Origin of the sequence: Paenirhodobacter hankyongi, assembly GCF_003664585.1 — a bacterium.
GTDB classification, from domain to species: Bacteria; Pseudomonadota; Alphaproteobacteria; order Rhodobacterales; family Rhodobacteraceae; genus Rhodobacter; species Rhodobacter hankyongi.
Genome location: NZ_RCHI01000008.1, coordinates 164667 through 187670, shown reverse-complemented (window position 1 = coordinate 187670; position 23004 = coordinate 164667). Strand labels below are relative to the sequence as shown.

Sequence of the window (23004 nt, the reverse complement as noted above, 5' to 3'; positions counted from 1 at the left end):
CTTCCGGACGCGGGGTCTTTTCTTTCTCGTGCGAGGGGCTCAGCCCTGCTTGCTGGCCTCGAGCGCGTCCTCGAAGGTGCGCAGCCCGGTGCGCGGCGCCTGCACCAGCACCGCCATGTTGCCGGGCTTGTGCTGGTTGCGCAGCATCTTGGTGTGGGCCTTCGGGATCTCGTCCCAGGGGAAGACCTCGGACATGCACGGGTCGATGCGGCGCTCGATCATCAGCTTGTTCGCCGCCGAGGCCTGCTTGAGGTGCGCGAAGTGGCTGCCCTGCAGGCGCTTCTGGTGCATCCACATGTAGCGCACGTCGAAGGTGCAGTTGAAGCCCGAGGTGCCGGCGCAGATCACCACCATGCCACCCTTCTTGCACACCAGCGTCGAGACCGGGAAGGTCGCCTCGCCGGGGTGTTCGAAGACCATGTCGACGCTCACGCCCTTGCCGGTGATGTCCCAGATCGCCTTGCCGAACTTGCGCGCTTCCTTCAGCCAGGTGTTGTACTCTTCCGAGTTCACCTTGGGCAGCTGACCCCAGCACTTGAAGTCCTTGCGGTTGATCACGCCCTTGGCGCCGAGCGACATCACGAAGTCGCGCTTGTCCTCGTCCGAGATCACCCCGATCGCCGAGGCGCCGGCCGCGTTCACCAGCTGGATCGCGAAGGAGCCAAGCCCGCCCGAGGCGCCCCAGACCAGCACGTTCTGGCCCGGCTTCAGGTCATGCGGTTCGTGGCCGAAGAGCATGCGATAGGCGGTGGCGAGGGTCAGCGTGTAGCAGGCCGATTCCTCCCAGGTGAGGTGACGCGGCCGCGGCATCAGCTGCTGCGCCTGCACGCGGGTGAACTGCGCGAACGAGCCGTCGTTCGTTTCGTAGCCCCAGATCCGCTGGCTGGGCGAGAACATCGGGTCGCCGCCGTTGCATTCCTCGTCGTCGCCGTCGTCCTGGTTGCAGTGGATCACGACCTCGTCGCCCACCTTCCAGCGCTTCACCTTGTCGCCGACCTTCCACACGATGCCGGCCGCATCCGAGCCTGCGATGTGATAGGGCTGCTTGTGGCCGTCGAAGGGCGAGATCGGCACGCCGAGGCCGGCCCACACGCCGTTGTAGTTCACGCCGGCGGCCATCACGAGCACCAGCACCTCGTTGCTGTCGATCTCCCAGGTCGGCACGACCTCGACCTGGAACGACTGCTCGGGCTCGCCGTGACGCTCGCGACGGATCGCCCAGGCGTACATGTTCTTCGGAACATAGCCGAGGGGCGGCATCTCGCCGATTTCGTAGAGGTCCTTCTCGGGCGCGTCATAAGGGGCGATCCCGGTGTTCACGTCGAGGGCCATGAGCATCTCCTGTTGTCGTTGCCGCGCCGCAGAATCGGGCGGGGATTGCAGACCGAAATAATATTGCTCGCGCAATAATGCAATGCTCGAAGTTGTGATTTTGTAATTTTGTGTCCCTCTCGTTTCGGCTGCGGGCCGAAACCGGCAAGTCCATGCTGCACAAGCAAAAGGATTGTCCTGCGCCCAGCAGGGCTTGCCGCAACCGCTCTGCATGTCCACCCGCGGCGCCGCGCCGCAGCGAATTGACAGGGACACATTCTTTCGCATATCAGGTCTCGAACGGCAATTTTCTTGCCCATTCGTGAATCGCCCCAGCCCCGGAGGCCGCCATGACCGAGATCCAGAAACCCGCCAAGGACAAGCCCTGGCTGTTCCGCACCTACGCGGGCCATTCCACGGCCGCGAAGTCGAACGAGCTTTACCGGATGAACCTCGCGAAGGGGCAGACCGGGCTTTCGGTGGCCTTCGACCTGCCGACCCAGACCGGCTATGATTCGGACCACGTGCTCGCGCGGGGCGAGGTCGGCAAGGTCGGCGTGCCGGTTTGCCATCTGGGCGACATGCGCGCGCTCTTCGACCAGATCCCGCTCGAGCAGATGAACACCTCGATGACGATCAACGCGACGGCGCCGTGGCTGCTGTCGCTCTACATCGCGGTGGCCGAGGAGCAGGGGGCGGATGTGTCGAAGCTGCAGGGCACGGTGCAGAACGACCTGGTGAAGGAATACCTGAGCCGCGGCACCTATATCTGCCCGCCGAAGCCCTCGCTTGCGATGATCACCGACGTCGCCGCCTATACGCGGGAGCACCTGCCGAAGTGGAACCCGATGAACGTCTGTTCCTATCACCTGCAGGAGGCCGGCGCGACGCCCGAGCAGGAGCTGGCCTTTGCGCTGGCGACCGGCATCGCGGTTCTGGACGATCTGAAGAAGAAGGTCCCGGCCGAGGGCTTCCCGGCGATGGTGGGCCGCATCTCGTTCTTCGTGAACGCCGGCATCCGCTTCGTCACCGAGATGTGCAAGATGCGCGCCTTCACCGAGCTGTGGGACGAGATCTGCCTCGAGCGCTATGGCATCGAGGACGAGAAATACCGCCGCTTCCGCTATGGCGTGCAGGTGAACAGCCTCGGCCTGACCGAGCAGCAGCCGGAAAACAACGTCTACCGCATCCTGATCGAGATGCTCGCGGTGACGCTGTCGAAGAACGCCCGCGCCCGTGCTGTGCAGCTGCCCGCCTGGAACGAGGCGCTCGGCCTGCCGCGGCCCTGGGACCAGCAATGGTCGCTGCGCATGCAGCAGATCATGGCCTATGAGACCGATCTTCTGGAATATGGCGATCTCTTCGACGGCAACCCGGCGGTGACGGCGAAGGTCGAGGAGCTGAAGGCCGGCGCGCGCCAGGAGCTCGAGACCCTCGACGCCATGGGCGGGGCGATCGCGGCGATCGACTACATGAAGGCGCGGCTCGTCGACTCGAACGCCGCCCGCATCAACCGGATCGAGGCGAACGAGACCATCGTCGTCGGCGTGAACCGCTGGCAGCAGGGCGAGCCCTCGCCGCTCACCGCGGGCGATGGCGGCATCATGGTCGTCGATCCGGCGGTCGAGGCCGATCAGGTCGGCCGGCTCACCGCCTGGCGCGCGGCGCGCGACGAGGCGGCGGTGCAGGCGGCGCTGGCGCGGCTTTCGGACGATGCCAAGGCCGGGCGCAACATCATGCCCGCCTCGATCGCCGCGGCGAAGGCCGGCGCCACCACCGGCGAATGGGCGGGCGTGATGCGCGCCGTGCATGGCGAATACCGCGGGCCCACCGGCGTCTCGCGCGCGCCCTCGAACAAGACCGAGGGGCTCGACGAGATCCGCGCCGCGGTCGATGCGGTCAGCTCGCAGCTCGGCCGGCGGCTGAAGTTCCTGGTCGGCAAGCCGGGGCTTGATGGCCATTCGAACGGCGCCGAGCAGATCGCCTTCCGCGCCCGCGACTGCGGCATGGACATCACCTATGACGGTATCCGCCTGACGCCCGAGCAGATCGTCGCGAAGGCGGTCGAGGACGAGGCGCATGTGGTCGGTCTTTCGATTCTCTCGGGCAGCCACATTCCGCTGATCGAGGAGCTGATGGAGCGGATGCGTGCGGCCGGGCTCGACCATGTACCGGTGGTCGTCGGCGGCATCATCCCCGACGAGGACGCGGTGAAGCTGAAGGGCTTCGGCGTGGCGCGGGTCTATACGCCGAAGGATTTCGAACTGAACCGGATCATGATGGACATCGTCGCGCTGGTCTCCCCGACCTCGCGCGCGGCCTGATAGGGTGCCGGGGGCGCTGCCCCGCGCCGATTGGTGCTTGAACCAATGGCGCAGCAATCGGCGCCCCCGAGGTATTTGAGGCAAGATGAAAGGGGAGGGGGCTTTCATCTTGCCGAAAATACCTCCGCCGGAGGCGCCTGTCCGGGCCGATTTCCCGCCTTCCGAAAGCCGGGTGCGCCCTGTAAGGTCGCGCCCATGAGCACCACCCCTGCGACCGTCCAGTTTTCCGAAGATCAGGCCGAGGCCTGGGATGCCGTTGCCGAGGCGCTCGAGGCTGCAGGCGTCGACATCGTCGAGGGCACGGTGATGCCCGAGGGCGGCGCGCCGAGCGTTCTGTCGGTGATCGGCAAGGCTGGCTCGGGCAAGACGCTGCTGCTCGCCAATCTCTACAAGGCCTTGGAAGAGGCCGGGATCGAGATCGTCTCGGGCGATTTCGAGGGGCGCAAGCGCAAGGAGCGGCGCACGCTCGCGATTCTGGCGCCGACCAACAAGGCGGCCTCGGTGCTGCGCTCGCGCGGGGTGCCGGCGACCACCATTCACCGCATCCTCTACACCCCGGTCTATGACCCGGAATACGAGCGCATCGCCGAATGGCTGGCGGGGCAGGGCGAGCGGCCGAAACCCGATCTTCTGGGCGACATGGGCCTGACCGAGGAGGTGCTCGACCGGGCGAAGGCGTTTTACGATCTGCACAAGTCGATCCCCGGGGCGCTGGCCTCGGCGGGGCTGCGCGGGTCCGACTTCATCCAGGGCTGGAAACGGCGCGAGGATCCGCTCGATATCGGCTTCGTCGACGAGGCCTCGATGCTCGACGAGCGGCAGTTCGACGATCTGCGCGAGATCTTCCCGACGCTGGTGCTGTTCGGCGATCCGGCGCAGCTCGCGCCGGTCAACCAGTCCGGCGAGATGTGTTTCGAGCGTCTGCCCGCTGCCTCGAAGCACGTGCTGCACCGCATTCACCGGCAGGCCGATGACAACCCGATCCTTGACCTCGCCCATGCGCTGGCCGACGACAGCCTGACCTTCGAGGCGTTCGAGCGGATGATCGAGACGGCCGCGGCGCGCGATCCGCGGGTGGTCTGGGCCGAGCGGGTGGAGAGCGACCTGATGGCGCGCAGCCCGGTGCTGGTGTGGCGCAACGCGACGCGGATCCGGCTGATCCAGGCCTTCCGCGCCGCCCATGGCGCGCCGGCGGACGCGCTGTTGCCGGGCGAGCCGCTCATTTGCGACGGGATCGAGCTGCCGCTGAAGCATCGCAAGAAGCGCATCGACCTCGAGGCGCGGGGGCTGATCAAGGGCGCGCAGGTGATCTATCTCGGCCCCGGCAAGAAGCCCGGCTTCTCGCGGCTCCACGTGATGGGGGCCGAGGAGCCGCGGCTGTCGGCGGCCTCGATCATCAAGATCGAGCTGCCCGACGAGGAGGAGCCCTTCATCCCCTATGCGGCGCGGATGGGGGCGGCCTTCCTGCATGGCGCGGCGGTGACGATCCACAAGGCGCAGGGCAGCCAGTGGCCCGATGTGCAGGTCTTCGCCCCCGACATCTATGCCGCCTATCGGGCCGGCCGCACCGAGGCGGGGATCCCGCTGTGGAAGCGGCTTGCCTATGTCGCGATCACCCGGGCCGAGACCCGGCTGCTGTGGGTGGTGCGGGCGCGGCTCGCCCGGCCCTCGGCGCCGCTCTCGATCGACGACCTGCCGAAGGGCGGCGCGACGCTGACGCTCGAGCGCGAGGAAGAGGGCTGAGGGTGCTTCCCCTCGGCCGCCGCTGCGCCTAGTGTGGCGGCGACAGAAGGAGGCCTCTCATGCGCTGCGTTTTCGTCCAGTTCCGCTGCCAGCCCGGCAAGACCTATGCGGTCGCCGACGCGATCTATGAACGCGAGGTGGTGAGCGAGCTCTACTCGACCTCGGGTGACTTCGACCTGATCGCCAAGGTCTATGTGCCCGACGATGCCGATGTCGGCCATTTCCTGAATGAGACGCTTTTCGATATCCCGGGCATCGCGCGCACCCTGACCACGATGACCTTCCGCGCCTTCTGAGCGGCTCAGCTCCGGATCAGCCGGAACAGCGCCGCCGCGGCCCAGCCAGCGAAGACCGCAAGCGCCAGCGACATCGCGCCATAGATCGCCGCATGTTCGCGCGACAGGATGTAGAGCCAGCGCTCGAGCCCGACGCGGCGCACGTAGATCGCGGTCTGGTAGCGGTCGACGACCTTGCCGTCGCGCAGCAGGAAGATGCGGGTCTTGTAATCGCCCTCGGTCAGGTTCGCGGGAAGCTGGAAGTCGGCGCGGAAGAGCGTGTCCTCGACCAGCCGCACCGCGCCCTCGTCGAGCGAATAGACCCCCGCCTCCTCGCGGATGCGCAGCAGTGCCTCGGTGAAGGGGCGGGCGTCCGCCACCTCGATCGGGCCGGCGAAGGCGCGCACGGCAAGCGGCACGGTGATGCGCTGCGTCACGTCGGTCTCTGGCGACAGGATCTCGGCCACCGGGCCGGTGGTGGCGACGGCGTAATAGCTTGGTGCGGCGGCGACGCGGACCTTGTCGGTGTTCACCCAGATCCCGAACTCGCGCGACTTGCGGCGGACGGTGACCGGATGCGCCGGCCCCTCGAGCGTGACGATCACCGCGAGCGGGGCGCCGCCCGGTTCGGGCGCGTTGCGTTTCACCGCGCCGTAGATCAGCACCTCGGAGCCGTTGAAGGCGGCAGTGATGCCGATGTTGTCGCGGCTGAGACCGGCGACGACCTCTTCGTCGCCGGCGCGTGCCGGCAGCGCGAAGAGCAGCAGCAGCAGCAGACAGCGGATCATCCCCGGCCTCCCGCGAAAAGGGAGAAGAGTTCGGCCGGGCGGATCAGCAGGTCGAGCCCGAGTTTCGCCGCCACCGCGATCACCAGCAGGGCCAGCAGGATGCGCAGCTGTTCGGCCTTCAGCCGGCCGCCGAGCTGCGAGCCGATCTGCGCGCCGATCACCCCGCCGATGATCAGCAAAAGCGCCAGCATCACGTCGACCGACTGGTTGGTGATCGCGTGCATCAGCGTGGTGAAGGCCGAGACGAAGAGGATCTGGAAGAGCGAGGTGCCGATCACCACCTTGGTCGGCATGCCGAGCAGGTAGATCATCGCCGGCACCATGATGAAGCCGCCGCCGACGCCCATGATCGCGGCCAGAACGCCGACCGCCATGCCGACCAGCACCGGCGGGATCACCGAGATGTAGAGCCCCGAGGTGCGGAACTTCATCTTCAGCGGCAGCTTGTGCACCCAGAGGTGCTGGTGCCGTTTCACATGGGGGCGGGCGCCGGGTTTGCGGGCGCGGCGGATCGCCCGCACCGCCTCCTGCAGCATCAAGAGCCCGATCGAGCCGAGGAAGAGCACATAGGCCAGCTGCACCACGAGGTCGATCTGGCCAAGCTTGGTCAGCCGGTTGAACACCCAGATGCCAAGCGCCGAGCCGGCAAGACCGCCCAGTTGCAGCACGATGCCCATCGGCACATCGACCGCCTTGCGCTTGAACTGCGCCAGCACCCCCGAGACCGAGGAGGCGACGACCTGGTTCGCCCCGGTCGCCACCGCCACCGAGGGCGGGATGCCGATGAAGAACAGCAGCGGCGTGATGAGAAAGCCGCCGCCCACACCGAAGAGCCCGGACAAGAGACCGACGATTCCGCCGAGGCCGAGCAGGAGAAAGGCGTTGACCGAGACCTCGGCGATGGGAAGGTAGATCTGCATTCGGCCGCCCGTCGGGATGAGCCTTCAGTGTTGCCCCGCCGGGGGCCACTGTCAAATGACGCTTTCGGGGCTCAGAGGCTGCGCAGGTATCGTCGCAGCACGCGTTCGAACTTTGCCGCGCCAAGTGGCGCCATCGCCTTGGTGTGCTCGTGGCTGATGCTTTCGGCCGACAGCCCGGCGCCCATGTTGGTGATCACCGAGACGGCGGCGACCCGCAGCCCGAGGAAACGGGCCAGGATCACCTCAGGCACGGTCGACATGCCGACGGCATCGGCGCCCAGCACCTTGGCCGCGCGGATCTCGGCCGGGGTCTCGAAAGAGGGGCCGGAGAACCAGCAATAGACGCCCTGCGGCAGCGCCACGCCCTCGGCCTCGGCGGCGGCGCGCAGGGTCGAGCGCATCACCGGGTCATGGGCCTCGGTCATCGGCACGAAGCGCGCGTCCGAGGGCTCGCCGATCAGCGGGTTGGTGCCGGCGAAGGCGATGTGGTCGTTCAGCATCATCAGATCGCCGGGGCCGATGTCGGCACGCAGCGAGCCCGCGGCATTGGTGAGCAAGAGCGTCTCGGTGCCGAGCGCCTTCAGCACCTCGAGCGGCAGGCGCATCTCGGCGGGGCTGCCGTGCTCGTAGTAATGCGCCCGACCGCCCAGCACCGCGACACGCACGCCCTCGAGCGTGCCGATCACCAGCTGCGGGTTGTGGCCCGAGACCCCGGCATGGGGAAAGCCCGGCAGGTCCGCATAGGGGATCGCGACGCCCTCGACCTCGGCGGCAAGATGGCCGAGGCCCGAGCCGAGGATCAGCCCGAGGCGCGGCGGCTCGGTGCCGGCGCGCGCGCGGATCAGTTCGGCAAGCTCAGCGCTCTTTGACATAGGGTTCTCCTCCGGCACGGGGCGGGATGGCGCGACCGACGAAACCGGCCAGCACGATCACCGTCAGGATGTAGGGCAGGGCGTCGAGGAACGACACCGGGATCTTCATGTGCAGCGTGCCCTCGATCACGTCGGGGCGCAGCGCCAGCGCCTGCAGAAAGCCGAAGAGCAATGTCGCCCACAGCGCCGACCACGGCCGCCATTTCGCAAAGATCAGCGCGGCAAGGGCGATATAGCCGCGCCCGGCGGTCATCTCGCGGCCAAAGCCCGCCTGCAGCGCGGTCGCCATGTAGGCGCCGGCGACGCCGCACAGCACGCCGGTGAGCGCGACGGCGGTATAGCGCAGCCGGATCACCGAGACGCCCGCGGTGTCGACCGATTCCGGGTTCTCGCCCACGGCGCGCAGGCGCAGCCCGAAGCGGGTGCGGTAAAGCAGCCACCAGCTCGCCGGCACCGCGGCGAGCGCGAGATAGACGAGGATCGAATGGCCCGACAGAACCTGTGCATAGAAGGGGCCGAACAGGGGCACCCCCTTCAGCGTGTCGACGAAGGGCAGGGCGAGCGGCTCGAACCGGGCTGCGCCGGTCAGCGGGGGCGTGCGGCCGCCCTGCTGAAACAGCGCCTGCGCGATCAGCACCGTGGCGCCCGAGGCGACGAAGTTCAGCGCCACGCCCGAGATCAGCTGATTGCCGCGGAAGGTGATCGAGGCGACGCCGTGAAGCGCCGCCAGCAGCAGCGAGGCGCCGATCCCCGCGGCAAGCCCGATCCAGGCCGAACCGGTCATCGCCGCGATCGCGCCCGAGGCCATCGCCGCCATCAGCATCTTGCCTTCAAGGCCGATGTCGAAGATGCCCGAGCGCTCGGAGTAGAGCCCGGCCAGACAGGCAAGCAGCAAGGGCGTCGCGAGCCGCAGCGTCGAGGCCAGAACCTGCAGAAGCGTTGCGTAATCCATCAGGCGGCCTCCTTCCGGCGCGGGCGGAAGAACGGGGCGATCATCATCCGCACCATGGTGTCGAGCGCCCCGGTGAACAGGATCACGAGGCCCTGCACCAGCAGGCGCAGTTCGATCGGGATCGAGGTCCAGAGCCCCATCTCGGCCCCGCCCTGATAGAGGAAGCCGAAGAGGAACGCGGCCAGGAACACGCCGAGCGGGTGGTTGCGGCCCATCAGCGCCACCGCGATGCCGATGAAGCCCGCGCCCTCGGCCGAGTTCTGCAGCAGTCGCCCGGCCTCGCCCATGACGTTGTTGATCGCCATCAGCCCCGACAGCCCGCCCGAGATCAGCATCGACAGCAGGATGACCTTGACGGGCGAGATCCCGGCATAGCGCGCGGCCGAGTTCGACTTGCCGAAGGCGCGGATCTCGTAGCCAAGCCGGGTGCGCCACAGCAAAAGCCAGACGCCGACGCAGGCCAGCAGCGCGACGAAGAAGGTGACGTTCGCCGGCACCTTGCTGGTGAAGATCAGCGACAGGCCGGGGATCTCGTGGAAGCCCGGCAGCGCCGCGCCCTTCGGGAAGCGGGGGGTGGCCGGGTCCATCTGCCCGGCGGGGCGCAGCACCTCGACCAGCAGATAGACGATCAGCGCCGCGGCGATGTAGTTGAACATGATCGTGGTGATGACGATGTGGCTGCCGCGTTTCGCCTGCAGCCAGGCCGGCACCGCGGCCCAGGCTGCACCGAAGAGCGCCGCGCCGACCATCGCCGCGGGCAGGGCGAGCGTCCAGTGCGGCCAGGGCAGCGCCAGGCAGACGAGCGCCACGCCAAGCCCGCCGAGCTGCGCCTGCCCCTCGCCGCCGATGTTGAACTGCCCGGCGTGATAGGCGACCGTCACCCCGAGCCCGGTGAAGATGAACGAGGTGGTGTAGTAAAGCGTGTAGCCCCAGCCATAGGGCGAGCCGAGCGCGCCATCGACCATCACCTTCACCGCCTCGACCGGGTCGCCGCCGATTCCGAGGATGACGAGCGCCGAGATCGCCGCGGCCAGCACGAGCGAGATCAGTGGCACGAGCACGAGGTCGGCCCAGGTCGGCAGTTTCGTCATGCCGCGGTCTCCGCGCTGTCGGCGACGCCGGCCATCAGCAGGCCCAGCTCGCGTTCGTTGGTGTCGGCGGGCAGGCGCTCGCCCATGATGCGGCCGTCGAACATCACCGCGATGCGGTCGGCGAGCGACATGATCTCGTCCAGCTCGACCGAGACCAGAAGCACCGCCTTGCCGGCGTCGCGCAGCTCGACGATGCGCTTGTGGATGAATTCGATCGCGCCGATGTCGACGCCGCGGGTGGGCTGGCCGACCAGAAGAAGATCGGGATTGCGCTCGATCTCGCGGGCCAGGACGATCTTCTGCTGGTTGCCGCCCGAGAAGCTCTTCGCCGGCAGGAAGGCATTCGGCGGGCGCACGTCGAAGCGCTCGATCTTGCCCTCGGTGTCGGCGATGATCGCGGCATTGTCCATCAGAAGCGCGTTCTTCTGGTATTCGGGCGCGTTGTGATAGCCGAAGGCGATGTTCTCCCAGGCGGAGAAATCGAGGATCAGGCCCAGGTGGTGGCGGTCCTCGGGGACATGGGCAATGCCGCGCGCGCGCCGGGTCTGGCCGTCGGAGTGCCGGCCGGTCAGGTCGATCTCCTCGCCGTTCATCCGCACGCTCCCGGTCGCCGCGGCAAAGCCGCCGAGCACCTCGAGGAGTTCCGACTGGCCGTTGCCGGCGACCCCCGCGATGCCCAGGATCTCGCCCGCGCGGATCGTCAGATCGATCCCCTTGATCCGCTCGACCCCGGTCGCGTCGCGCAACCGCAGGTCACGAATTTCCAGCACGGTGCGGCCCGGATTGGCGGGCGCCTTCGGCACATGCAGCAGCACCTTGCGCCCGACCATCAGCTCGGCCAGTTCCTCGGGCGAGGTCCCGGCCGTGGTCACCGTCGCGGTCATCTCGCCGCGGCGCATGACGCTGACGGTGTCGGTGATCTCCATGATCTCGCGCAGCTTGTGGGTGATCAGCAGGATCGTCTTGCCCTGCATCCGCAGGTTCGCGAGGATGCGGAACAGGTGGTCCGCCTCGGCGGGCGTCAGCACCCCGGTGGGCTCGTCGAGGATCAGGATATCGGCCTGACGGTAAAGGGCCTTCAGGATCTCGACGCGCTGCTGGTGGCCGACGGACAGCTCCTCGACCAGCGCATCGGGGTCGACCTCGAGCTCGTATTCCTCGGCCAGCCGCTTCAGCTCGCGCCGCGCCTTGGCAAGCGAGGGGCGCAACAACGCCCCCTCTTCCGCGCCGAGAATGACGTTCTCGAGCACGGTGAAATTCTGCACCAGCTTGAAATGCTGGAAGACCATGCCGATGCCGGCGCGGATCGCGGCCTGGCTGTCGGTGATCTTCGCCTCGCGGCCGTGGATCAGGATCTCGCCCGCGTCGGCCTTGTAGAAGCCGTAAAGGATGGACATCAGCGTGGACTTGCCCGCGCCGTTCTCGCCGATGATGCCATGGATCGTGCCGGGCATCACCCGGATCGAGATGTCCTTGTTCGCCTGCACCGGGCCGAAGGCCTTGGAGATGCCCCGCAGCTCGATCGCCGGGGCGGCAGTTGCCTGCCGCCCCGTCTCCTGTGCCGGTGCCATCATTCCACCGGGCAGGTGTTGTCCGTCATGTAGTCGTGCACGGTGATCTCGCCCGACTTGATCTTGGCGGCCGCGGCATCGACCCTGGCCTTCATCTCGTCGGTGACGAGCTTGGCGTTGTTCTCGTCCATCGCATAGCCGACGCCATCCTTGGCGAGGTCCATCACCATGGTGCCGGTGCTCAGCTCGGGGCCTTCCTTGAACGCCTCGTAGACCGAGTTGTCGACGCGCTTCACCATCGAGGTCAGGACCTGGCCCGGATGCAGATAGTTCTGGTTGCTGTCGACGCCGATCGACAGGATGTTCGCGTCGGCCGCCGCCTGCAGGATGCCGATGCCGGTCGAGCCCGCGGCGGCATAGATCACGTCGGCGCCCTGCGCGACCTGGGCCTTGGTCAGCTCGGCGCCCTTCACCGGGTCGTTCCAGGCGGCGGGGGTGGTGCCGGTCATGTTCTGCAGCACCTTGGCGTCGGCGTTCACCGCCTTCACGCCCTGGGCATAGCCACAGGCGAACTTGCGGATCAGCGGGATGTCCATGCCGCCGATGAAGCCCACGGTCTGCGACTTCGAGGCGAGCGCGGCCATCATGCCGACGAGGTAGGAGCCCTGCTCCTCGGTGAAGACGACCGAGCGCACGTTCGGCTGGTCGACCACGGCGTCGATGATGACGAACTTGGTGTTCGGATAGTCCGGCGCGACGGTGTTCAGCACGTCACCGAAGGCAAAGCCGGTCATCGCGATCGGGTTGGCGCCCGACTCGGCCAGACGGCGCAGGGCCTGTTCGCGCTGCGCCTCGGACTGCATTTCCAGTTCCTTGTAGGAACCGCCGGTTTCCTCGGCCCATTTCTTCGCGCCGGCATAGGCCGCTTCGTTGAAGGATTTGTCGAACTTGCCGCCGAGGTCGTAGATCAGCGCCGGATCGGCAGCGGCTGCGCCGGAGAGAAGCGCCAGCGTGGCGGCCGCGCCGAGAAACTTTTTCATCAAGGTCATTGGTCACTCCCGGTCGTTGTGCTGCGTTCCCTCGCGGAACGCCGTTGGCGGGCGCAGGGCCCGCGGACCAGCCCGATTAGCGCCGAGGACCGGCGGCCGGTCAAGCGCGATTTTGCCGCGCCCGGGCAGCAGTTGGCGGGGATTTGAGCGGATGGTCAAATGCTGGGCGGCGCCAGCGCGAGGCTCAGCACGAGGGCGTCCACGGCGCGCCCGTCGGGGCTGTGGTAATAGCCGCGCCGGCGCCCGGCGCCCTGCCAGCCAGCCGCGGCATACAGCGCGCGGGCGGCGGCGTTGTCCTCGGCGACTTCCAGGAACGCGGTGTCGGCGCCGCGGGCGCGGGCCTCGGCGGCAAAGTCCGCAAGCAGGCGCCGGCCAAGCCCCTGCCGGCGCGCGGCGGGATCAACGGCGACAGTCAGCAGTTCGGCCTCTCCCGCGATCTCGCGCCCGATCAGGAAGCCCGCGGGTGCCTCGATCAGGAAGCAGAAGCGCGAGGCGAGGAGATCCGCGATCTCCGCCTCGGACCAGGGGCGCGGCGTGGTGAAACACGCGGCATGCAGCGCGGCAAGCTCGGCGGCGGTCATCAGTCGAGGATCACCGGCGGCGGGTCCGAGGGCGGCGCGGCATCGGCCGAGCGCAGGTAAAGCGGCGCCGGGCGCGGCTGCGGCGTGCCGGCGCGGCGCGCGGCGATGCGGGCGATGGCTTCGGCCAAGGGCATTGCCGGCTCGACCAGTTCGCCCGCCTGCACCTCGGAATAGGCGAGTGCCGCGGCCGAGCCGGTCAGCGCATGGCCGGCGATGCCCGCGGGCAGCTCGGTCAGGGCCAGAAGAGCGGGGGCGCCGGCGCCCTCGGCGGTGAAGCTCTGCAGATAGACCTCGCCGCGGCGGGCGTCCTCGACCACGGTGACCGGGCGGGCGAGGCCCTCGGCCAGCGCCTCGAGCGTGCTCACGCCGATTGCCGGGATGCCGAGCGACAGCGCCAGCCCGCGCGCCGCCGCGACCGAGATCCGCACCCCGGTGAAATTGCCCGGGCCGGTGCCGACGCCGATCGCGGCCAGGTCATGCCAGCCGATGCCGGCACAGGCGAGCAGCTCCTCGAGCAGCGGCATCAGCCGTTCGGCCTGGCCCTTCGACATCTCCTCGCGCCGCTCGGCCACCGGCTGGCCCGCGCGCAGCAAAGCGGCCGCGCAATGCGCGGCCGACGTGTCGAAGCCGAGAACGTATCCCTCAACCGGCAACGGGGCGCACCTCGGTGACCTCGGGGATGTAGTGGCGCAGCAGGTTCTCGATGCCCATCTTCAGCGTCAGGGTCGAGGACGGGCAGCCGGCGCAGGCGCCCTTCATGTGCAGGTAGACGACGCCCCGCTCGAAACCGTGGAAGGTGATGTCGCCGCCGTCCTGCGCCACGGCAGGCCGCACACGGGTGTCGAGCAGCTCCTTGATCTGCGCGACGATCGCGCCGTCCTCGCCGTCATGCTCGGCGTGCACCGGGGTGCCTTCGCCTTCCATCACCGGGGCGCCGGACTGGAAATGCTCCATGATCGCGCCGAGGATCGCGGGCTTCGCATGCGCCCAGTCGGTCGCCGGATCCTTGGTCACGGTGACGAAATCGGCGCCGAGGAACACCCCGGCCACCCCCGGCACGGAGAACAGCCGCTTCGCGAGCGGCGATTTCGCCGCCGCCTCGGCCGAGGGGAAATCGGCGGTGCCGGCCTCGAGCACGGTCATGCCGGGCAGGAACTTCAGCGTTGCGGGGTTCGGGGTGGTTTCGGTCTGGATGAACATGGCGCGCCTCCTTGGCTTGCGGCACATATGCGGCCGCCGAGTGTTTCCGTCAAGTTTTGCGGGGCAAAATGCGCCGCTTTGGCGCAGCCGGGCCCCGCCCGCCGTGGCTCAGGTGATCGATTCGAGCCGTTCCTTCGACATGTCGCCGGGCACCACGGTCAGCGGGCAGGGCAGCGAGCCGGAGGTGCGGCTGAGCTGGGTGACCAGCGGGCCGGGACCCGACTTGTCGGTGCCGGCGCCAAGGACAAGCACGCCGATCTCGGTATCGGTGCGGATCACGTCGAGGATCTCGTGCACCGGCTCGCCCTCGCGGATCACCAGTTCCGGGTCCACTCCCTGCCGGTCGCGCATCCATTTCGCGAAGACCTCGAAATGCGCCTCGATCCGGTCGCGGGCCTCGGCGCGCATGATCTCGGCGACACCGATCCAGTGCTGATATTCCTCGGGCGGGATCACCGAGACGATGGTCACGCCGCCGCCGGTATGGGCGGCGCGCATCGCGGCATAGCGCATCGCGTTCAGGCATTCGCGCGTGTCGTCGAGCACGACAAGGAACTTGCGCATCGGGTCTCCTTCAGCCGGGCCCCGGCCGGGTCCGCAGCCCGGGCGGCAGGCGCCGAGGCGGAGGGCGGCGCAGGGCGCGGCGCAGCATCAGTTTCAGTATGGCTCCGGCCAGAGTGCCAATCTGCGCGGCGATCGACAACAGGAGACCCGCCGTCATCACCGCAAGATCGCTCAGACGGTGCAGCATGCGCAGGCTACGCGCCTTGCCCAGAACCGCAAGGGCCTTGCGCGTGTCGGGGCCGGCGGCGTCGGCGAGGCGCGCAAGGCGGCTCAGCTCGGCCGGGCTGTCGGCAAGGCGCAGCACCCGCAGCGCCTCGGCCGGCGAGGTCTGTGCGGCGATGCGGGTGACGTCGGTGGCCAGCGCCGAAAGCCGTTCGGCCCGGCCGCCGCCGCGCGCGGCCAGCCGCAGTGCCTCGGTCATGCCGGGCGACAGCGCGCGGGCCTTGCGCGCCACGCGCAGGACGCTTGCGCCGAGCTTCACCGGCACCGAACTGCCGAGCGAGGGGAGCGCGACCAGCGTCGCCGCCAGCCCCACGGCGGCCAGCCCCGCCTCGATCCCGTCGACCTCCTCGCCGGTCGCAAGGTTCGCGCCCTGCCGGCCAAGGGCCGCGACATCGCCCGCCGGGCTCAGCTCGAAGGGAATCGCGCAGACCGCGACCAGGGTGAGCGAGGGGCAGGTGGAGAGGTCGGCCATGCACTGCAGGCAGGCGCCGGCCTGCGCGAGGAGGCTGTCATGGCGGGCGATCAGCGCCTCGGCCGTGGTGTCCAGAGCCGGGGGGATAGGGATGGCGTGGTCGCGACCGATGTCGCGCAGCAGCGCGACCTCGTCGGGGTCATCGGCGGCGATCGCGGCGCTCAGGCGCGGCAGCAGCCACTCGGGCGTCGCCTCGCGCGCCATGGCGCGGGTGAGGGCGGCCTTTGCCTCGGCCGCGCTGCGCTCGACGAACGGGGCGGCGAAGGGGTTCTGGGAAAGCCCCCAGAGCGCCCCGGCCAGACAGGCCACCGCCCAGAGGGCGAGGGCCAGCCGCGCCGTGGCGCGGATCATCGCGGGCTCCGGTCGTCGGACGGGAACGGGGGCATCGACGGACTCCTCTGATCGGGCCGCTCTCCCCCGCCGCCCGATTGCCGGGCGCCGGGCTCAGAGCGGACGGCTGAGCGCCCAGTCCATGTAAAGCTCGCGCGCCTTTTTGGTGAGGGGGCCGTGGGCATATTTCACGTCGTCGAAGGCCACCGCCGGCGTCACCTTCGAGAAGTTCCCGGTCAGGAAGATCTCGTCGGCGCCGCGGAAGTCATCGAGCGTCAGCACCGCCTCGGTCACGGTATAGCCCGCCTCGCGCAGCAGGCCCATGTGGCGCTTGCGGGTCAGGCCCGACAGGAAGGTGCCGTTCGCGATCGGGGTGAAGAATTCGCCGTCCTTCACCATCCAGACGTTCGCCGTGGCGGTTTCGGCGACATTGCCCATGGCGTCCTGCACCAGCGCGTTGCCGAAGCCCTTCGAGCGCGCCTCGACCAGCATCCGGGCGTTGTTCGGGTAAAGGCAGCCGGCCTTGGCGTTGCACACGTTGTCGGCCATCACCGGGCGGCGGAACGAGGTGGTGGTCAGCGTCGTCGCGGCATCGGCGGCGGGCATCGGCACCTCTTCAAGGCACAGCGCGAAGCGGGTCGAGTTCGGCGCCGGCGAGACGCCCACGTCCGAGCCGTCGATCGCCCAGTACATCGGCCGGACATAGACGGCGGCGCCCGAGGGGTATTTCTTCAGCCCCTCGCGGGCGATCTCGACCATCTCGTCGTCGCCGACGGTGGGGGTGATCATCAGCGCCTGCGCCGAGCGGTTCAGGCGCGCGCAATGCGCCTCGAGGTCGGGGACGAGCCCGTCGAAGAGGCGGGCGCCATCGAACACGGACGAGCCCTGCCACAGGCCATGGTCGGCCGCGCGCATGACGGGAATGTCGCCCTCATGCCACTTGCCCTCGAAATAGGTGCGGATGTTCTTGCCGAAAGACATGTCTGCTCTCCTTTGTCGGGGGCGGAGACTAAGCCCCGTTTCCGGCAAAGGTCCAGTGCCGCGATTGTATCGGTATCAAGCGGCGTCACAGGCGGCGGGGCTGCCGCCGCCTGTGAAAGAGGTCAGTTGCCCGCCTCGACCCGCTGCGCCGTGCGCACGGTCGAGAGCGAGGTGCTGAACAGCCCGAGCACGGTCCGCACGTTGACGAGCGCGCTTTCGGTCGCCAGCACGAGATCGTTCGGCTGGATCTCGAAGTTCTGCGCCGAGAACAGGCCGTCGGTCGTCGTCAGGTTGATCGAGAACACCACGCGCTGCTGCGTCGGGCCGCCCTTGCCGTCGGCGCGCACCGCCGAGGCCGGGTACTGGCGCAGGATCAGCACCCCCTTGGGGTTGGCGCGCGCGCCGTCGATGCCGCCGACGAGGGTGACGGCTTCAAGCGCATTGACGTGGTCTTGCGGGAACTTGACCACCTGCTCGCGCCCCGCGGCACCAAGTGCCAGGAAACTGCGCCGGTCGGGCTCGACCACCAGCTTGTCGCCCGGCCGCACCCCGGCATCGAGCGCCGGATCGTCGAGCACGCGCTGCATCGAGGTCTCGTAGACCTTGCCGCCGCGCAGCAGGCGCAGTTGCGGGTTCAGGATCGACGGCTGCACGCCGCCGCCTTCCGAGATCACGTTCAGCACGGTGAGCGAGCGGTCGGTGAGCGGCACGTTGCCCGGCCGCAGCACGCCGCCGACCAGCGACACGGCATTCGACTTGCCGGGCGTCGACTCCAGCTGCACCTGCGCCGCCGGGATCAGTTCCGAGACCTTGGTCTGGATCTTCTCGCGCGCTTCGTCGGGGGTGAGGCCGGCGATCTTGACCGGGCCGGCATAGGGCACGAAGACCGAGCCCGAGCTCGAGATCTGCGTCGTCTGCAGCTGCGTCGTCGGCGAGCCGGGGTTGGTCATCAGCTTGTTCTCGCCGTTTTCCCAAACCGCGATCTGCACCGAATCACCGGCCGTCAGCACCTGTCCGGAGCGGCCGACCCCGCCCGAGAGCCATGGACGCGACACCGCTGCCTTGCTCGCGGGCCAGCGCTGGACCTCGGGCAGCAGCTTGCTGTCGACCGGGTAATGGGCGAATTGCGGTGCTTCCGAGCCCGTGTTCTCCAGGATCTCCGACTGCATCGCCGCCCCGCGGGGCAGGGTGCAGGCGGCGAGCGAGCACAACAACACGGCTGCGGCCGATAGACGGCGCATCGACTTCATTCAGACATCCCCCGTTTCGCGGTCATGCGACCGATGCTAAGGCTTTGCGATGGCAGCACGAGTCACCCCAGCATTCCGTCCTTCGTCTATGAGCACAAAACAGCCATTTCTCAAGCCGAAGAATCCGCGACTCCTCGTCATCGGCGGAAGTGGACGCCTTGGTCCGCTGCTGCGGCAGGCATGGTCGCCCGCTTTCGCGGCAGCTGCAGAACCGGCTCCGGAAAACATCGTCTGGCAGGCCCGACGCGAATCGGCCTTTGCCGGGCAGGGTGGCCCGTCTGTGGTCTTCGACCCAATGCGCGACCCCGAGGCCTTCGCGGCCGCGGCGCGGGCCTGCGACGTGATCGTCAATCTTGCCGGCGTGACCGCCGGGACGCCCGAGGCGCTGGCGCTGAACACCACGCTGGCGCGGGCGGCGCTTGATGCGGCGGATGCGGCCGGCGGCCGGCCGGTGCTGCTTGCTTCCTCGGCGGCGGTCTATGGCGCGGGCCACGCGGGCATCTGCCGAGAGACCGACGCGCCCGCGCCGCTTGCCCCCTATGGCGCGGCGAAGGCCGCGATGGAGGAGGCGCTTGCCGGGCGGGCGGGGGCGATCTGGCTGCGCATCGGCAATGTCGCCGGGGCGGATGCGCTTCTGGGCCGCGCCGCGCCCGAGGGCGGGCGGGTGCTCGACATCCTGCCCGACGGGCAGGGGCCGCGGCGCAGCTTTATCGGCCCGCAGGCGCTCGCCGCGGCGCTGGCCCGTCTGGTGCGGCTCGCGGCCGCCGGGGCCGATCTGCCGTCGGTGCTGAACCTGTCGCTTGCCGGTGCGCTGCCGATGGATGCGCTGCTGGCCGCGGCCGGCGAGACCTGGGTGCCGCGCCCGGCGCCCGCAGGCGTGATCGCGCAGGTCGAGCTTGACGTGACCCGCGCCGTCGATCTCGGCCTCGTGCCCGAGACGCCGGCCCGCGCCGCGGCCGTGGTGGCCGATCTGCGCGCCCTGCAGGAGACCCGTGCGTGACCCTTTCGAAACGTCTTTTCGACATCCTCTTCGCCCTTGCGATCCTGCCGATCGTGCTGCCGGTCGGGCTGATCGTGGCGGCGGCGCTGCTGCTCACCCAGGGGCGTCCGCTCTTCTATGCGGCCGAGCGGATGAAGACGCCAACCCGAGGCTTCCGGCTGTGGAAGTTCCGCACGATGACCACCGTGGCGCGCGACTCGGGCGTGTCGGGGGCGGACAAGACCGCGCGGATCACGCCGGCGGGCCGCATCCTGCGCCGCTTCCGTCTCGACGAGCTGCCGCAGCTGTGGAACATCCTGATCGGCGACATCTCCTTCGTCGGGCCGCGCCCGCCGCTGCGGCAATATGTCGAGCGTTTCCCCGAGATCTATGGTCCGGTGCTGCGTTCACGCCCGGGGGTGACGGGGCTTGCCTCGATCCACTATCACCGGCACGAGGAATGGCTGCTGGCGCGATGCCGCACTGCAGCAGAGACCGACCGGGTCTATTGTGCCCGCTGCGTTCCCGCGAAGGCGCAGCTTGACCTGCTCTATGCGCAAAATGCGTCGGTCTGTTTTGACATTGTGCTGATTTTCAGAACGCTCGCCCGGGTCGCACGCTGACCTCGGCGGAAATTTGCCGCTTTTTTCGGCAGGATTCTGGGTTTCTGCAACTGCGAAGAGTTGATAGAACCGCCGCGACAAAGTATGTTTCATTTGTTCCCTTGCCCCGCGGACGGCCGGAAATCATGATTAAGAAAATCATCACGCTGACCCGCGCGCAGAAGGCGTCCATCCTTCTCTTCGTCGATGTCTTGCTTGTGCCGCTCGCGTTCCTTGCGACGATGCTGCTCAAGGGCACGCGGGCCGAGGCGTTGATCGCCTCGGTCTTGCTCAATCACTGGCTGCTGCTGCCGGTGCTGATGGGGGCCGCGGCGCTGCTGAGCGCCGTCTTCGGGCTGAACCGGCTGAAGCTGAAGGAGTACGAGGGCGATGCCGTCGCCCGGTCGATGCTGGTGGCGGCGGTACTCGGAATCCTGTCAGCGGCCTTCTCGAAGGTCACCGGCGCGGGGCTCAGCGGCGGATTCCACGTGATCTTCGCGCTGGTCTATTTCGCGGCCTATTTCGGTACCCGGCAGGTCATGGTCTGGCTGCTGACGCAGATGTATCGCCGGTCGCGGATCTTCACGCGCGTGGCGATCTATGGCGCGGGCCGCACCGGCATGGCGCTGGCGCGCGAGCTGCGAAAGGTCGAAGGCCTTGTCGTCTATGCCTTTCTCGATGACAACGCGACGCTGGCCGGGATGAATGCGAACGGGCTGCCGATCTATTCGGGCGTGCATGCGGGGCTGCTGCGCGACCGCTTCAAGATCAACCGGGTGATCCTCGCGATGCCCTCGGTTTCGGTCGACAAGCAGACCTTCATCACGAAGCGGCTCGACAAGCTCGGGCTCGAGGTGCAGACGCTGCCGGCTTTCTCGCAGCTGCATGGCGGCGACGAGCTGATGAGCCGGCTGGTGCCGGCAGGCCCCGCGGCGCTGCTGATGCGCGACCCGCTGAACGAGGCGCTGACCACCGGCTGTTCGGCCTATCGCGGCGCGAATGTGATGATCACCGGCGCCGGCGGCTCGATCGGGCTCGAGCTTTGCCGTCAGGTGATCGGCTGCCGGCCGGCGCGGCTGGTGCTGTTCGAGCTGTCCGAAATCGCGCTCTACAATGCCGAAGCCGAGATGCACGTCCTTGCCGAATCCTTCGGCGTCGAGATCATTCCGGTGCTCGGCTCGATCTGCGACGGCGTGCATGTGAGCCAGGTGATCGAGCGCAACGCGATTGCCGTGGTGCTGCATGCCGCGGCCTACAAGCACGTGCCGCTGGTCGAGATGAACCCGCGTGTCGGCCTGGCGAACAACACGCTCGGCACCGCGGTGCTGGCGAAGGCCGCGCGCGACGCCGGGGTGAAGCGCTTCGTGCTCGTCTCCTCGGACAAGGCGGTGCGGCCGGGCAACCTGATGGGCGCCTCGAAACGCTTCGCGGAACTGGTGATCCAGGATCTGGCGGCGCGGGCGCCGAAGACGATCTTCTCGATCGTGCGCTTCGGCAACGTGCTCGGCTCCTCGGGGTCGGTGATCCCGCTCTTCCAGCAGCAGATCGCCCGCGGCGGCCCGGTCACGCTGACCGACGAGAAGGTGACGCGCTATTTCATGACGATCCAGGAGGCCTCGCGCCTCGTGCTGCTCGCGGGCTCCTTCGCCGAGGGCGGCGAGGTCTATGTTCTCGACATGGGCAAACCGCAGCGCATCGGCGATCTGGCGCGGCGGATGATCGCCGCCTCGGGCTATACCGTGCGCGATGACGGGAACCCGAATGGCGACATCGAGATCGTGGTCACCGGCCTGCGCCCGGGCGAGAAGCTGCACGAGGAGCTGATGGTGCGCAAGGGCGCCCAGGCCACCGCGCATCCGAAGATCATCCGGGTGCGCGAGGATCACCTGTCCGAGCTGGAAACCGCCGCGGCCCTGCGCGATCTGCGCGATGCGGTCGAGCGCGGCAGCGACGCCGAGGTGATCTCGGTCGTGGCGCGGGCGGTGCGCGAATACGACCCGCAGAGCCTGCCGAAATCGGCGCTGCAATGCCGCATCGTCGAGGCGCAACACGCCGCCGACGTGCCGGCGGAGTGACTCAGCCGAAGGGTTCTTCCGGATAGCTCACCCCGTTCAGGTAGAGCCCCTGCGGCGGGCAGACCGGCCCGCAGGCGGCCCGGTCACAGGCCTCGAGCGCCATGCGCACCTGATCGGGCGCCCAAGAGCCGGCGCCGACCCGCTCGAGCGTGCCGACGATCGAGCGCACCTGGTTGTGCAGGAAGCTGCGCGCGCGCAGATGAAAGCGGATCTCGCGCCCGGACGGGTAGTCGATCTCCTCGATCCGGATCTCGTCGAGCGTCTTCACCGGGCTTGCCGCCTGACACAGCGAGGAGCGGAAGGTGGTGAAGTCGTGCCGGCCGAGCAGATGCGCCGCCCCCGCCCGCATCGCCGCGACATCGAGCGGGTTCTGCACCTGCCAGACGAGGCCGCGGTCATGCACGACCGGCGCGCGGCGGGCGACGAGACGGAAGAGATAGCGCCGCTCGAGCGCCGAGAAGCGGGCGTGGAAATCGTCGGCCACCCGCGCACAGGCGCTGATCGCCACCGGCGCGGGCTTCAGATGGAAGTTCAGCGCCTCGGACAGGCGGAACGGGTCCCAGTCCTTGCGCAGATCCGCATGCGCGACCTGCGCCGTCGCATGCACGCCCGCATCGGTGCGGCCCGCCGCGGCGATGGTGTGGGGCCCGGGCTCGAGCCGCGCCAGCGCCGCCTCGACCGCGCCCTGCACCGAGGGCTGGTCCGCCTGTCGCTGCCAGCCCGCGAAGGGGCCACCGTCATATTCGATCCTGAACGCATATCTGGGCATGCCCCGGCGATAGCCTGCCGCCGGCCCGCGCGCAATCCCCGAGCGAGCACGGGCCCCGAGCGGGGCAGGGGGCGCTGCCCCCTCGGCCTCGCGGCCTCACCCCCGAGGTATTTCCGGCAAGGAGAAAGCAGGGGACGACCCGC

The 23004-nt window shown here is 68.6% G+C and carries 22 protein-coding genes; 6 read left to right on the top strand and 16 right to left on the bottom strand.

Features of this window, described 5'->3' with window-relative positions; translation table 11 throughout:
• Window positions 1-39: 39 nt before the first annotated feature.
• The gene (gene ccrA / locus DYS74_RS10925) at window positions 40-1332 is read right to left on the bottom strand and encodes a crotonyl-CoA carboxylase/reductase (RefSeq protein WP_121533725.1); all 1293 of its coding nucleotides are present in this window, start codon (window positions 1330-1332) and stop codon (window positions 40-42) included.
• Window positions 1333-1661: 329 nt separating this feature from the next.
• Here ccrA and DYS74_RS10920 point away from each other — a divergent pair, with 329 nt between their 5' ends.
• The 3 genes from DYS74_RS10920 to DYS74_RS10910 all read left to right on the top strand — a co-directional run bounded on the left by DYS74_RS10920 (window position 1662) and on the right by DYS74_RS10910 (window position 5674).
• Window positions 1662-3635, top strand: a complete 1974-nt coding sequence (locus DYS74_RS10920; protein WP_121533724.1) for a protein meaA — start codon at window positions 1662-1664, stop codon at window positions 3633-3635.
• A 195-nt stretch (window positions 3636-3830) separates the two neighbouring features.
• A complete protein-coding gene (locus DYS74_RS10915) occupies window positions 3831-5378 on the top strand; it encodes an ATP-dependent DNA helicase (RefSeq protein WP_121533723.1) in 1548 nt (515 codons plus the stop codon).
• A 59-nt stretch (window positions 5379-5437) separates the two neighbouring features.
• Complete coding sequence (locus DYS74_RS10910) at window positions 5438-5674, top strand: Lrp/AsnC ligand binding domain-containing protein (protein ID WP_121533722.1); 237 nt, start codon at window positions 5438-5440, stop codon at window positions 5672-5674.
• A gap of 5 nt (window positions 5675-5679) precedes the next feature.
• Here DYS74_RS10910 and DYS74_RS10905 read toward each other — a convergent pair whose 3' ends face one another.
• From DYS74_RS10905 to DYS74_RS10840, 14 genes are all read right to left on the bottom strand, one after another.
• Window positions 5680-6441, bottom strand: a complete 762-nt coding sequence (locus tag DYS74_RS10905; RefSeq protein WP_121533721.1) for a TIGR02186 family protein — start codon at window positions 6439-6441, stop codon at window positions 5680-5682.
• The gene (locus tag DYS74_RS10900) at window positions 6438-7361 is read right to left on the bottom strand and encodes a sulfite exporter TauE/SafE family protein (protein WP_121533720.1); all 924 of its coding nucleotides are present in this window, start codon (window positions 7359-7361) and stop codon (window positions 6438-6440) included. Before DYS74_RS10900 ends, DYS74_RS10905 begins: the two co-directional genes overlap by 4 nt.
• 71 nt (window positions 7362-7432) lie before the next feature.
• Entirely contained in the window at window positions 7433-8233 is an 801-nt protein-coding gene (locus tag DYS74_RS10895) for a purine-nucleoside phosphorylase (RefSeq protein WP_121533719.1), read from the bottom strand.
• Complete coding sequence (locus DYS74_RS10890) at window positions 8217-9185, bottom strand: ABC transporter permease (RefSeq protein ID WP_121533718.1); 969 nt, start codon at window positions 9183-9185, stop codon at window positions 8217-8219. The genes DYS74_RS10895 and DYS74_RS10890 overlap by 17 nt, the downstream gene beginning before the upstream one ends.
• Window positions 9185-10276, bottom strand: a complete 1092-nt coding sequence (locus tag DYS74_RS10885; protein ID WP_121533717.1) for an ABC transporter permease — start codon at window positions 10274-10276, stop codon at window positions 9185-9187. The genes DYS74_RS10890 and DYS74_RS10885 overlap by 1 nt, the downstream gene beginning before the upstream one ends.
• Window positions 10273-11847, bottom strand: a complete 1575-nt coding sequence (locus DYS74_RS10880; protein WP_121533716.1) for an ABC transporter ATP-binding protein — start codon at window positions 11845-11847, stop codon at window positions 10273-10275. Before DYS74_RS10880 ends, DYS74_RS10885 begins: the two co-directional genes overlap by 4 nt.
• The gene (locus DYS74_RS10875; protein ID WP_121533715.1) at window positions 11847-12836 is read right to left on the bottom strand and encodes a BMP family lipoprotein; all 990 of its coding nucleotides are present in this window, start codon (window positions 12834-12836) and stop codon (window positions 11847-11849) included. The genes DYS74_RS10880 and DYS74_RS10875 overlap by 1 nt, the downstream gene beginning before the upstream one ends.
• Before the next feature lie 155 nt (window positions 12837-12991).
• Window positions 12992-13417: a ribosomal protein S18-alanine N-acetyltransferase gene (gene rimI, locus DYS74_RS10870; RefSeq protein WP_121533714.1), complete on the bottom strand. Its 426-nt coding sequence runs from the start codon at window positions 13415-13417 to the stop codon at window positions 12992-12994.
• Window positions 13417-14070, bottom strand: coding sequence for a tRNA (adenosine(37)-N6)-threonylcarbamoyltransferase complex dimerization subunit type 1 TsaB (gene tsaB, locus DYS74_RS10865; protein WP_121533713.1), 654 nt, complete (start codon window positions 14068-14070; stop codon window positions 13417-13419). The genes rimI and tsaB overlap by 1 nt, the downstream gene beginning before the upstream one ends.
• A complete protein-coding gene (locus tag DYS74_RS10860; RefSeq protein WP_121533712.1) occupies window positions 14060-14617 on the bottom strand; it encodes a NifU family protein in 558 nt (185 codons plus the stop codon). The genes tsaB and DYS74_RS10860 overlap by 11 nt, the downstream gene beginning before the upstream one ends.
• Window positions 14618-14725: 108 nt before the next feature.
• Window positions 14726-15181 carry a universal stress protein gene (locus DYS74_RS10855; RefSeq protein WP_121533710.1) on the bottom strand — a complete coding sequence of 152 codons (456 nt, stop codon included), beginning with the start codon at window positions 15179-15181 and terminating at the stop codon, window positions 14726-14728.
• 10 nt (window positions 15182-15191) lie between these two features.
• Window positions 15192-16226, bottom strand: a complete 1035-nt coding sequence (locus tag DYS74_RS10850) for a hypothetical protein (protein ID WP_121533708.1) — start codon at window positions 16224-16226, stop codon at window positions 15192-15194.
• Between the two features lie 93 nt (window positions 16227-16319).
• Complete coding sequence (locus tag DYS74_RS10845; RefSeq protein WP_121533707.1) at window positions 16320-17186, bottom strand: branched-chain amino acid aminotransferase; 867 nt, start codon at window positions 17184-17186, stop codon at window positions 16320-16322.
• Window positions 17187-17308: 122 nt separating this feature from the next.
• Window positions 17309-18436 (bottom strand): polysaccharide biosynthesis/export family protein, encoded by a 1128-nt coding sequence (locus DYS74_RS10840; protein WP_121533705.1) that lies wholly within the window; start codon window positions 18434-18436, stop codon window positions 17309-17311.
• Window positions 18437-18524: 88 nt separating this feature from the next.
• Here DYS74_RS10840 and DYS74_RS10835 point away from each other — a divergent pair, with 88 nt between their 5' ends.
• The 3 genes from DYS74_RS10835 to DYS74_RS10825 all read left to right on the top strand — a co-directional run bounded on the left by DYS74_RS10835 (window position 18525) and on the right by DYS74_RS10825 (window position 22092).
• The gene (locus tag DYS74_RS10835) at window positions 18525-19436 is read left to right on the top strand and encodes an NAD-dependent epimerase/dehydratase family protein (RefSeq protein ID WP_183077510.1); all 912 of its coding nucleotides are present in this window, start codon (window positions 18525-18527) and stop codon (window positions 19434-19436) included.
• A complete protein-coding gene (locus tag DYS74_RS10830) occupies window positions 19433-20038 on the top strand; it encodes a sugar transferase (protein WP_121533701.1) in 606 nt (201 codons plus the stop codon). The genes DYS74_RS10835 and DYS74_RS10830 overlap by 4 nt, the downstream gene beginning before the upstream one ends.
• 125 nt (window positions 20039-20163) lie before the next feature.
• Window positions 20164-22092: a polysaccharide biosynthesis protein gene (locus DYS74_RS10825; RefSeq protein ID WP_121533699.1), complete on the top strand. Its 1929-nt coding sequence runs from the start codon at window positions 20164-20166 to the stop codon at window positions 22090-22092.
• Between the two features lies 1 nt (window position 22093).
• Here DYS74_RS10825 and truA read toward each other — a convergent pair whose 3' ends face one another.
• Entirely contained in the window at window positions 22094-22861 is a 768-nt protein-coding gene (gene truA, locus DYS74_RS10820; RefSeq protein WP_121533697.1) for a tRNA pseudouridine(38-40) synthase TruA, read from the bottom strand.
• Window positions 22862-23004: the final 143 nt, after the last annotated feature.

Excerpts from the sequence above, each read along its gene's own strand:
- DYS74_RS10850 (WP_121533708.1), bottom strand. The coding sequence starts at position 16,226 with ATGATCCGCGCCACGGCGCGGCTGGCCCTCGCCCTCTGGGCGGTGGCC.
- DYS74_RS10845 (WP_121533707.1), bottom strand. The coding sequence starts at position 17,186 with ATGTCTTTCGGCAAGAACATCCGCACCTATTTCGAGGGCAAGTGGCAT.
- DYS74_RS10880 (WP_121533716.1), bottom strand. The coding sequence starts at position 11,847 with ATGGCACCGGCACAGGAGACGGGGCGGCAGGCAACTGCCGCCCCGGCG.
- DYS74_RS10860 (WP_121533712.1), bottom strand. The coding sequence starts at position 14,617 with ATGTTCATCCAGACCGAAACCACCCCGAACCCCGCAACGCTGAAGTTC.
- DYS74_RS10875 (WP_121533715.1), bottom strand. The coding sequence starts at position 12,836 with ATGACCTTGATGAAAAAGTTTCTCGGCGCGGCCGCCACGCTGGCGCTT.
- DYS74_RS10895 (WP_121533719.1), bottom strand. The coding sequence starts at position 8,233 with ATGTCAAAGAGCGCTGAGCTTGCCGAACTGATCCGCGCGCGCGCCGGC.
- rimI (WP_121533714.1), bottom strand. The coding sequence starts at position 13,417 with ATGACCGCCGCCGAGCTTGCCGCGCTGCATGCCGCGTGTTTCACCACG.
- DYS74_RS10835 (WP_183077510.1), top strand. The coding sequence starts at position 18,525 with ATGAGCACAAAACAGCCATTTCTCAAGCCGAAGAATCCGCGACTCCTC.
- DYS74_RS10890 (WP_121533718.1), bottom strand. The coding sequence starts at position 9,185 with ATGGATTACGCAACGCTTCTGCAGGTTCTGGCCTCGACGCTGCGGCTC.
- DYS74_RS10900 (WP_121533720.1), bottom strand. The coding sequence starts at position 7,361 with ATGCAGATCTACCTTCCCATCGCCGAGGTCTCGGTCAACGCCTTTCTC.
- truA (WP_121533697.1), bottom strand. The coding sequence starts at position 22,861 with ATGCCCAGATATGCGTTCAGGATCGAATATGACGGTGGCCCCTTCGCG.
- DYS74_RS10910 (WP_121533722.1), top strand. The coding sequence starts at position 5,438 with ATGCGCTGCGTTTTCGTCCAGTTCCGCTGCCAGCCCGGCAAGACCTAT.
- DYS74_RS10920 (WP_121533724.1), top strand. The coding sequence starts at position 1,662 with ATGACCGAGATCCAGAAACCCGCCAAGGACAAGCCCTGGCTGTTCCGC.
- DYS74_RS10915 (WP_121533723.1), top strand. The coding sequence starts at position 3,831 with ATGAGCACCACCCCTGCGACCGTCCAGTTTTCCGAAGATCAGGCCGAG.
- DYS74_RS10825 (WP_121533699.1), top strand. The coding sequence starts at position 20,164 with ATGATTAAGAAAATCATCACGCTGACCCGCGCGCAGAAGGCGTCCATC.
- DYS74_RS10840 (WP_121533705.1), bottom strand. The coding sequence starts at position 18,436 with ATGAAGTCGATGCGCCGTCTATCGGCCGCAGCCGTGTTGTTGTGCTCG.
- DYS74_RS10855 (WP_121533710.1), bottom strand. The coding sequence starts at position 15,181 with ATGCGCAAGTTCCTTGTCGTGCTCGACGACACGCGCGAATGCCTGAAC.
- ccrA (WP_121533725.1), bottom strand. The coding sequence starts at position 1,332 with ATGGCCCTCGACGTGAACACCGGGATCGCCCCTTATGACGCGCCCGAG.
- DYS74_RS10885 (WP_121533717.1), bottom strand. The coding sequence starts at position 10,276 with ATGACGAAACTGCCGACCTGGGCCGACCTCGTGCTCGTGCCACTGATC.
- DYS74_RS10905 (WP_121533721.1), bottom strand. The coding sequence starts at position 6,441 with ATGATCCGCTGTCTGCTGCTGCTGCTGCTCTTCGCGCTGCCGGCACGC.